This window comes from Aliiglaciecola sp., from assembly GCF_039982535.1.
Lineage (GTDB): Bacteria > Pseudomonadota > Gammaproteobacteria > Enterobacterales > Alteromonadaceae > Aliiglaciecola.
In genome coordinates this window covers 133,994-142,146 of record NZ_JBDWYG010000031.1, presented here as the reverse complement: position 1 = coordinate 142,146, position 8,153 = coordinate 133,994, and the positions used below count along the sequence as shown (strand labels likewise).

The following is an 8,153-nucleotide window of genomic DNA, read 5'->3' as shown; positions in this document are numbered from 1 at the left end:
GTGACACTATCGAGCAATTAAGGGTGAATTTTACAACTGCTCTGCAAGATATCAAATATGATGACTTTGCAGCAAAATCATTGGCGAGCAATTTCACTGTTTTGCTGGACGACAAGCAAACAATCAGTGGCACTGGCAAGTCAAAACTTCTGGGCATCAGCAGTGATATAATTAACCTCAACAATATCGATGTCAAACACGATATAAATGGCCAAATAGAGCCTTACCAACTCACCGGAAACCACGAAATTACCCTGCCCTCAGGTTTGTTAGCCAATCTATTTCATGATGCCCAAAGCCTATCGCTATTGGTGCCCGAACAGTCTGTCACTTACCTTAATTCTTTGCTGCAACAAATTCTTCCTGAGTTAAATTTACTCACTGGCGATTTGACGCTAGATTTCGATAAAAATGATAGTAACAACGACTTCAACGGTGACTTAACTATTACCGGTTTAAGTGGAGAATACCAAGATTATCAAATCATTAATGCTCAAATGGGTGCTCCCTTTATACTTGATTCATCTGGAATTCAGCTTGACCATGGCAAGATTACGGTTGAAGAAATTAATGTAGGTGTGCCGATGACACAAATTGAAGCAAACATATCTATGCTAGATAGTGTGCCTAAATTGGACTTTGCTGAAGCTCGAATTATCGGCGGACGGGTAACCCTTGCTGATTTTTGGTTAGATAATCGCAAACAACTACTCAAACTTGATATTAACGATTTGGATTTAAAGCAACTTGTTGAGTTGCAAAACCAAGAAGGAATAGAGGTTAGCGGCGAGATATCCGGCGATCTACCCATTTATTGGGATTCAGGCTTTAGTAATATTGAACAAGGCACACTGCTCAATGATGGCCCAGGTACACTCTTAATCAGCAATAACCAAGCATTCAATGCCATTAAAGAACAGCAGGATCAATTGGCCTTTTTAGAGAACGTCGAATTTAGTAAACTTTCCAGTGAAGTTTCTTTATCAGATGATGGTTGGTTGGATTTAAAAATTGGTATAAACGGGATTAATCCTGACAAACAACAGGAAATAAACTTTAATTATAGCCATAAAGAAAACATCTTCACTTTGTTTAAGTCAATGAGGATAACCAACTCAGTACAAAATTCCATAGAAAAACGTATTCAACAAAGATTATCAAATAAGGATAAGAATCTGTGAAAAAACTGCTCATAATGGTTCCTGCAATGTTTATTGTTGCTTGTACACACACAGTGCAAGTAGAAACCAAGGAACCCATAACCATCAATATCAACGTGAAAGTGGACCATGAAATACGGGTCAAAGTTGATAAAGAATTAGACGATATATTCAGTGACGACAGTGACTTATTTTAAGGAGTAAGAATGAAAATTTTACGTATAACAATGTTAAGTGCCCTGCTCTTTTGTAGCGCTGTATTTGCTCTTGAGCTAGGCGACGCGAAAAAAAGTGGTTTAGTTGGCGAACAAGACAATGGTTATTTAGGTGCGGTAGTAAAGCGCTCTGACGTTTTAGAATTGGTTGGCAAGGTCAACGTTAAACGCAAAGCTAGGTATATGGAACTGGCCAAAAAGAACAATATATCTTTAACTCAAGTGGAAAAATTAGCAGCGCAAAAGGCCTTCGAGAAAACGGCTAAAGGCTACTATGTTAAATACGACGGAGAATGGGTAAAGAAATAGGTTTTAAATGGGCTTTTGGCTGTCTAAACATCATTTGATAATCAAAAGCCTTAGTTAGCGCTGTTGAAGTAGTGAAATTATATACAACAGAGATATGGACATGGATGTATTAAAACGTCTCGAAGAAAAAAACAAACAACATCAGCGATTATTGAAGAACCAAAATAAATGGGTTCTACCATTATTTTTATTCAGTATATTAGCCTTTATCATTTATTTAGTAACTATTTGGTACGTTGCGGATTTGAGTAGTTCAAGGGATCCTGAACGTCTGCCGGAAATGACGCGCCATCTATGGTTGCTATCCATGATCTTAACCGTTGGCTTAGGATCACTTTTTGTGATTAAGAGTTTTACATCGACTCTTTGTGTGGAAACTATTGCTCAAAGAGTAAATGCTAGCTTAAATTATATTAAAGTAATCTCCATTGCCTTAAAGCAACTGCTACTTGGCTTAGGCTTAATTTATCTGGGTATTTGGCTTGATGATTTAATCACGGCTAACCGTTATGACATAGCACAATTTTTCAGATTCGGTTTCAGTCATCCTCCACTTTTATTGCAAATAATTACAACAGGAATAATCGTTCTTTGTGGAACTTTGCTAGTCGCATCTATTTTACTTAATTTTGTTTTACTCCCAAAAGTAATTAATCTTCAAGTAAGGAAGCTAAAACACAAAAGTGCCTAGCTATTTAGGCAACTCAATCCGAAACGTTAAGGTTGCTCCACAACTAAAAAATAATACGTACTATTACCAATATCGACTAAATTTTCGAACATCTATACTTCCTTATTTCGATTAAACAAAATCCCTACCTTGTACAACATGATTATCATTAATGCGCCCACATTTATTCTTTATCGTCTTTTCAATCATAGGGATTTACATCAAGGACAATAAGTATGGAAAATAGCGAGACTTCGAGTACTCAAGTGCCTTGGCACACCATTTCTACCCAAGAAACCATTGCAAAACTTAACTCATCCGAGTTAGGCGTAACCACCTCGGATGCTAATAAACGCTATGAAAAACATGGACCTAACCGACTTCAACAAACTTCTTCTCGAAATCCTATACTTCGTTTTTTATCGCACTTCCACAATATATTAATTTATGTATTAATTGCCTCTGCAGTCATAACTAGCCTTCTAGAGCATTGGATAGATAGCGCCGTTATACTAACAGTGGTCATTGCCAATGCCATTATCGGTTTCATTCAAGAAGGTAAAGCTGAGCAGGCAATGAATGCAATTCGTCACATGTTAGCGCCACAAGCAAATGTTATTCGTGATGGTGAGCGCATAACCATTGATGGTGAAAAGTTAGTCCCTGGAGACATGGTGTTATTGGAAGCTGGTGATAAAGTCCCAGCAGATCTACGTATATTTAGTGCACATAATGCTTATGTGCAAGAAGCCATTTTAACTGGGGAGTCCGTTCCCGTTGAAAAAAACAGCCAAACAGTGGCAAATGATTCACCATTGGGTGACCGATCATGTATGGCGTTTTCGGGCACTCTAGTAACCAGTGGACAATGTAAAGGTTTAGTTGTTGCAACGGGCGCAGATACTGAAATAGGTCGAATTAGTGGATTATTGAGTAAAGTCGAAACCCTAACCACTCCCCTTGTTTCACAAATGGGCGTTTTTGCAAAATGGCTAACGGTGTTCATTTTAGTCGTAGCTGCGCTGTTAGTGGTATTTGGTACTTTTGTCGCAAATTACGAATTTACAGAAATGTTTATGGCGGTAGTTGGATTATCGGTTGCTGCTATACCCGAAGGTTTACCGGCGGTATTGACCATTACTCTCGCCATTGGTGTACAAGCAATGGCGCGACGAAACGCGATTGTTCGGCGGCTACCCGCAATTGAAACCTTAGGTTCAGTTTCAGTTATTTGCACCGATAAGACTGGCACCTTAACACGTAATGAAATGATGGTAGCTTCTATCCTTACCAATGAGCACTTATTCAGCCTAACAGGAAACGGCTACGAACCAAAAGGCACATTGAAGTTAGGTGAAGATAGCGTCACGCCAGATAAACATACAATGTTAGCTGAAATCGCCCGTGCCTCTGCCTTGTGTAACGATGCTGCCCTTCGCCATGATAAAGATAAATGGATTGTAGAAGGCGATCCTATGGAAGGCGCTTTATTGGCCTTTGCCGGTAAAATGGACTTAGATATACATCAAGAAAAGGCATTATGGACACGCACCGATGCCATTCCTTTTGATGCAAAACATCGATTTATGGCCACCTTGAACCATGATCATCAACAACATGGTGTAGCTTTCATTAAAGGTGCGCCAGAACAAATTTTAGCCATGTGTGAAAATCAACGGGCCGCAGACGGTTCAACAGAGCCACTAAATACAAACTACTGGAACCAACAATCTGAAGCCATTGCAGGCTTAGGCCAGCGGGTTTTAGCATTTGCAATTCGAACTCTTCCGCCAGAGCATACAGTACTAGAGCACCAAGATATCAAGGGTACAATTACCTTGTTGGGTTTAGTGGGCATGATTGATCCTCCTCGCCAAGAAGCGATTGAAGCGGTAGCCCAATGTCATCAAGCCGGTATCAAAGTTAAAATGATCACCGGAGATCATACTAAAACTGCAGCAGCCATTGGTAAACAAATTGGATTGGAAAATGTGGCAAAAGTACTAACTGGTGCAGATTTGGATCAGTTAGATGATATCGCTTTACGTCAAGCCGTGTTGGAGTGTGACATTTTCGCTCGAACCAGTCCTGAACATAAACTACGTTTAGTCATGGCGCTGCAATCTCATGGTTTAACTGTTGCCATGACCGGTGACGGAGTCAATGATGCGCCAGCGTTAAAACGTGCAGACGCCGGCATCGCCATGGGACAAAAAGGCAGTGAAGCCGCAAAAGAATCAGCAGATCTGGTTTTAGCTGATGACAACTTTTCATCCATCGTTGCTGCTGTTGCTGAAGGCCGAACGGTATACGACAACCTTAAAAAAGTGATTAGTTGGACATTGCCCACCAATGCTGGCGAAGCCATGACAATTATCGTCGCCCTATTAATGGGTATGACATTGCCTGTTACTCCCATACAAATATTGTGGATCAATCTGGTTACTGCCATCACCCTAGGTGTTGTTTTAGCATTTGAGCCTACAGAAGACGATACTATGTTGCGCCCTCCTAGAAACCGTCAAGAACCACTGCTTAATGGCAGTTTAATATGGCATGTTTTATTCGTTTCAGTGTTATTTTTGTGTGGTGTTTTTGGTATTTATCACTATGCAATTGAAAAAGGCTATTCAATTGAATTGGCTCGTACCATCGCGTTAAATACCCTTGTCGTCATGGAAATTTTCCATTTGTTCTTTATTCGAAATATTTATGGAACATCGTTAACCTGGAAAGGGATCCGCGGCACTAAATTTGTATGGTTAGTGATATTGGCCATTACTTTGGCGCAATTTTCAATTACTTATTTATCACCACTGCAAGCCGTTTTTGATACTGAGTCTATTCCGTTTCTTGATGGTGTCATCATTTTTGCTGTAGGCGTAGCATTGTTTACCATTATAGAGATAGAAAAACAGCTAAGACTGGCATTAAAGAAAACCGTTAGACATTAGCGCTAACCAAATTCTCTTTACTATTTTTATGTTTACAGTAAAGAAAATTGATTAGCTGATAAAGTCATCAATAGTTCCTTTTAGGCTTTGTATAACTCCTCAAGACACAGGAGATACAAAGCCTTTGGGTTTAATGGCAAGAACGGAACTTTGTAGCTGATAAAGAATTGTCTCTGCGGTATTACCAATTACAAGCCCTGCAATTCCAGTTCTTGCTACAGTCCCCATCACAACTAAATCTGCGCCTATGCTTTTAGCAATCTTAGGTAATTCTTGGCCTGGATCTCCGCGACTGATGTGAGAACGGATCGATAGAAAATTAAAAGACTCTTCGCCTAAGTTTTCCTTTAATTCATTGAAAACACTTTCCATCTTAACTTTTCTATTTTGATACTCTGATTCATACAACTCTCGCTCAACTTTTTCCGGTTGTTCAACCCATAAACTGATAAAACCGGCATCGGGTACTTCATAAGCATTAACGATGTGTAAAGTCGCAAACTCAGACAGAGATAAAGAGCTAGCGAGGTCGATTATTGTATCATTTAGCTCTTCATTGCAGCTTTCGTCATCCTCTACGTCAAAATCTATGGCGGCCATTACGTGTTTATATTCTGATAATTCATCTTTTTTCATCAAAAATACCGGACAAGGACAGTTACGAAGTAATTGCATATCGTCACTGCCTATAAGACGTTCTAGCCAACTAACCTTGTCCGCTTCTTTAATCACCAAATCAAAATTTTCCGCTAAAACTGCGCGGATACTTTCCAAGTAACGTTTACCGACTCTTACTTGGGTTTTGATTTGTAAGTCTTTATCCAATGAGTCAACTAATTGTAATAAATGTTGTTGTTCACCTTTGAGTATGTCTTGTTCTATCTTTTTCTTATCGATTTTTGCATTTTTAGGAATCGATAACTTCGGTATAACATACAATAGGGTCAAGTCAGCTTGATTATTTTTTGCTAGAGAAACTGCTCGCATTAATGCAGCTGAAGGTTCATTAATGTGATTGCTCATTACGTATAGAAAGTTCTTAAACCTTTTCATATTGAGTGTCTCCTATTACATTTTCATTTGATTGAACGTTTAAACCATCAAGCAAAAAGTTGGCGGTTCGATCTGCGGTATCTTGAAAGGGTTCTAAAACCAGATCAAAGCCAAGTAATGCTAGTTCTTCGGTATCTTCACTATTATGAGAAACGGCTCCCAGCTTTCCCGTAAAGCCAGCAGCATGTATTAATTGCGCTACTGTTTTGCGAATATCTTCAGATGATAAGCCGATGTGATGATGAGGAATGGTAGACAACAACCATTTTGTATTTTTAAGGGGTAATTCAAGAATAAATTCTGCATCTGTGGCATCGCCATATTCAGTATTAAGCCCTAGATAATTCCAACGTTTTATTGCTGAGGGGTTAAAATCCACCCCCAAAACATTTATGCCCTTTTGCTTTAGACGCAACGCAATAGCAGTGCCTAATCGCCCTAACCCAAATATGATCACTGGATAATTGTCGTTACCTTTATTATTGGAGGTTTTTTCGCGGGGAGCTCCAGGTCGCTCAAACCAACTAATCAGGGGTTCAAACAAAGCATAAAGTTGATGTGAATATGTGATCATATAGGTTGAAGCAGCGATAGTGACTATACCGACTAACGTAACCAAGCCTAAAATGTCGTTAGTTACATGACCTAAACTGATCCCCATCGCTATAAAAATCAGTGAGAATTCGCTTATTTGCGCCACGGTTAAACCAGCCAGAAATCCTGTTCTTTTACGATAGCCCAACATTCCCATAATCAGCATAACGATTAGCGGGTTTCCAATAAGTACAAATACTGAAAATATCATTGCTCCTTGGAAGTGAGAACCCAGCAAGGTTAAATCTAAAGAAGCGCCTAGGGCTACGAAAAAGAATAACAATAAAAAATCACGTAATGGCGCTAATCTGGCGGCGATACTCTCACGATAAGGCGTAGAGGCTAATGAAACACCGGCTAATAGCCCCCCGACTTCCATCCCTAAACCGACTATATCACCTATAGCTGCAAATAATGCGGCTTGGGCAATGGCATATATCACCAATAACTCCGGTACTTTAGCTAACATTTCAGTTAGTGGATTGGCAATATAGCGGACAAACACGATAACGAAGCCCACTAATCCGATACCTGAAATAGAGACCTGCCAAACCGATGATTCGCCACCATGTCCAGAACCGATCCCTATGGCGGCCAGAACGATCATAGCAAGCACCACAACTAGATCTTGAACTATCAAAAACCCCAAAGCTATTTGTCCATGGAGCGAGTCTATTTCGCGCTTGTCGGATAACAATTTAACGATGATGATGGTAGAGGAAAATGTCAGGGCTACAGCAACATAAACGCTGGTCAAATGCTCTAAACCAATGGCAATACCAATGTAATAACCAACGAATGAGGTAAATGCCACTTGTCCGAGGCCCGTTAATACCGACACTCCGCCAATGGATTTAATTAATTTAACGTCTAGTTTGATACCGACCAAAAACAGTAAAATGGCGATACCCAATTCGGATAAGAGGGTGATTTGTTCTTGAGAATGAACGATATCTAAAACTGAAGGGCCAGCGACCAAACCCACGGCAATGAAACTAACGATAAGGGGTTGTCGTAAGAGTAAACCGATAAAACCTAACAACGCAGCCAACACTAAAATAGCAGCAATTTCTGCAAACGATGACCCAGAAATAATATCAAATATGTTCACTACAGCTTCCCTATTTCGTTTAGCTCTATTGATTGAGCAATCGATATTTATCCTGCTAATTCATTTATTAATTACAACATCAGTGTT

At 39.7% G+C, this 8,153-nt stretch carries 7 protein-coding genes; 5 read left to right on the top strand and 2 right to left on the bottom strand.

Annotation, left to right across the window (positions count from 1 at the left end):
• From ABJV04_RS07275 to ABJV04_RS07255, 5 genes are all read left to right on the top strand, one after another.
• Window positions 1–1,181 (top strand): YdbH domain-containing protein (locus ABJV04_RS07275; protein ID WP_348490698.1); only part of this gene is annotated, 1,181 nt, incomplete at its 5' end.
• A 14-nt stretch (window positions 1,182–1,195) separates the two neighbouring features.
• Window positions 1,196–1,357 (top strand): YnbE family lipoprotein, encoded by a 162-nt coding sequence (locus ABJV04_RS07270; RefSeq protein WP_348490706.1) that lies wholly within the window; start codon window positions 1,196–1,198, stop codon window positions 1,355–1,357.
• A gap of 9 nt (window positions 1,358–1,366) precedes the next feature.
• Window positions 1,367–1,684 (top strand): YdbL family protein, encoded by a 318-nt coding sequence (locus ABJV04_RS07265; RefSeq protein WP_348490697.1) that lies wholly within the window; start codon window positions 1,367–1,369, stop codon window positions 1,682–1,684.
• A 100-nt stretch (window positions 1,685–1,784) separates the two neighbouring features.
• Complete coding sequence (locus tag ABJV04_RS07260; protein ID WP_348490695.1) at window positions 1,785–2,375, top strand: hypothetical protein; 591 nt, start codon at window positions 1,785–1,787, stop codon at window positions 2,373–2,375.
• A gap of 215 nt (window positions 2,376–2,590) precedes the next feature.
• Window positions 2,591–5,308, top strand: a complete 2,718-nt coding sequence (locus tag ABJV04_RS07255; RefSeq protein WP_348490694.1) for a cation-transporting P-type ATPase — start codon at window positions 2,591–2,593, stop codon at window positions 5,306–5,308.
• A 99-nt stretch (window positions 5,309–5,407) separates the two neighbouring features.
• On the opposite strand, the gene ABJV04_RS07250 is transcribed toward ABJV04_RS07255, so the two are convergent.
• Entirely contained in the window at window positions 5,408–6,361 is a 954-nt protein-coding gene (locus ABJV04_RS07250; protein WP_348490692.1) for a universal stress protein, read from the bottom strand.
• Window positions 6,348–8,066, bottom strand: coding sequence for a cation:proton antiporter (locus tag ABJV04_RS07245; RefSeq protein WP_348490690.1), 1,719 nt, complete (start codon window positions 8,064–8,066; stop codon window positions 6,348–6,350). Before ABJV04_RS07245 ends, ABJV04_RS07250 begins: the two co-directional genes overlap by 14 nt.
• Window positions 8,067–8,153 lie beyond the last annotated feature (87 nt).

What these genes read in the sequence shown, in the direction of transcription:
- ABJV04_RS07270 (WP_348490706.1), top strand. Translation starts at nt 1,196, where the DNA reads ATGGTTCCTGCAATGTTTATTGTTGCTTGTACACACACAGTGCAAGTA.
- ABJV04_RS07265 (WP_348490697.1), top strand. Translation starts at nt 1,367, where the DNA reads ATGAAAATTTTACGTATAACAATGTTAAGTGCCCTGCTCTTTTGTAGC.
- ABJV04_RS07260 (WP_348490695.1), top strand. Translation starts at nt 1,785, where the DNA reads ATGGATGTATTAAAACGTCTCGAAGAAAAAAACAAACAACATCAGCGA.
- ABJV04_RS07255 (WP_348490694.1), top strand. Translation starts at nt 2,591, where the DNA reads ATGGAAAATAGCGAGACTTCGAGTACTCAAGTGCCTTGGCACACCATT.
- ABJV04_RS07250 (WP_348490692.1), bottom strand. Translation starts at nt 6,361, where the DNA reads ATGAAAAGGTTTAAGAACTTTCTATACGTAATGAGCAATCACATTAAT.